General features: G+C 47.5%; 1 pseudogene. It reads left to right on the forward strand.

The window, feature by feature from the left end:
• Window positions 1-1,074: pseudogene (locus ACS8FD_RS16450) on the forward strand (insulinase family protein); the annotation flags it as partial.

Genomic DNA, 1,074 nt, shown 5'->3' on the forward strand with positions numbered 1-1,074 from the left:
ATGAGCATTTGCAATGGCTACGTGAACAGGTAAAAGATAAGCAGTGGCTACCTAATTTAATTAAACAGCATTTACTTGATAATCAGCATCGTGTCCGCGTGACATTAACGCCAGATAGTGAAAAATCAGCCCGTCTGGCAGCAGCTGAGCAGACTCGTCTTGATACCATCGCTATGGATTTGACCGCTGATGATAAAGATATCTTGCACAAGCAGGCGCTGGATCTAGCAGCGCGTCAAACTGCACCCGATGATGTCAGCCTCTTGCCAAAAGTTGGCCTAGAAGACGTACCAGCAGATATCAGCTTTAAAAAAGGCACGCAAAAGCCTGTGCGTTTAAGCGGGCAAGACAGTACCTTGTTTGAGTATGAGGCAGGTACCAATGGCCTCTATTATTATCAAGTAATTGTGCCGTTGACTGATGCGATCGGTGAGCATAACCATGATGAATTACCGGTTAATGAAGTGATTAATCACCCACTGCTGCCTATTTATCTAAGTTTATTATCTGAGCTGGGTACGGACTCCTTAAGTGCTCATGAGCTGCAAGCGAAACAAGCTGCACATTCCTCAGGAGTAACGGCGCGTATTAGTCAACGCACCAATATTGATGATAGCCAATCTATCAGTAGTTATTTTGTCGTCGCAACGCGTGCGCTAAACCGTAAACCTGAAGCGATTGACTTGCTCAAAGAAGTGATGGAGCATAGCGTCTTTACCGAGCATGACCGAATCAAAGAGATCTTGCAGCAGCGTCAAGCCAGCTGGCAATCGAACCTTGCAGGATCAGGCCATGCTTATGCCATGCAAACTGCCAGTCGTGGTATGAGTCGCCAAGCGCAGCTAGAATATGTGCGCAGTGGTCTGCCAGCACTCAATGCGCTGAAAGCGTTTTTGACGCAGGCAAGTACCGATGAGGCGCAGTGGGACAAGTTGGCAAGTAGCTTGATGGACTTGCATCAGCGTTTGATTAGTTTGCCTAAGCACGCGGTTATCATCTGTGAAGCGGAGCAAACCGAACGCTTAAGCAACCTGATTGTCGATAGCTGGCAAGACAGCAGTGCCCAAAAGCTAG

It is taken from the genome of Psychrobacter sp. 1U2, assembly GCF_051847575.1.